The organism is Streptomyces colwelliae, assembly GCF_048158785.1.
Classification (GTDB): Bacteria; Actinomycetota; Actinomycetes; order Streptomycetales; family Streptomycetaceae; genus Streptomyces.
This window is the reverse complement of the sequence record NZ_JBLTJC010000913.1, coordinates 1-554: the sequence shown is the minus strand read 5'-3', so window position 1 is coordinate 554 and position 554 is coordinate 1. Positions and strand designations below refer to the sequence as shown.

1 pseudogene is annotated in these 554 nt (G+C 72.9%); it reads left to right on the top strand.

The window, feature by feature from the left end:
* Positions 1 to 54: 54 nt before the first annotated feature.
* Positions 55 to 432: pseudogene (locus tag ACNFOC_RS55130) on the top strand (hypothetical protein); the annotation flags it as partial.
* Positions 433 to 554 lie beyond the last annotated feature (122 nt).

Genomic DNA, 554 nt, shown 5'->3' with positions numbered 1-554 from the left:
GTGTCGACCGTCCCGTGCCGCGTGACGTGCCCCTCGTAGCTCTCCTTCACGCCCGTCCTGGCCGCCGCCGACCCTGCGAACGCGTACGGCGCCGCCCTCCCCTGGCCCGAGCCGCCGACCGGTGCCGGGCACAAGCCGGGGCGCAAGGCGGGCTCTCTCGTAGTGCTGGTCGAGGGTGAGTTGACGCTCTACATGGAGCGCGGCGGCAAGACCCTGCTCGCCTGGCCCTCCGCACCGGACACCACGTCCGCCGAGGACCCACGCCTCCAGGCGGCCGCCGAGGCCCTCGCGGCAGCGGCCCGAGCCGGTTCCCTCGGCACGGTCACGGTGGAGCGCGTCAACGGCGCCTCGGCCCTGACCTCCCCCATCGGCACCCTCCTGGAAGGAGCAGGCTTCATCGCGACACCACGCGGCCTGCGCCTCCGCGCATGAACCAGATCAACGGCCTTCCGGGGTCCGACCACCCATCAGGCCGAACCGCGACACTGGATTCCCAGGGCTGTGCACCAGCAGATCCGGCGGCGCGGCGGCGATGACGAGGATCACCATGGCGG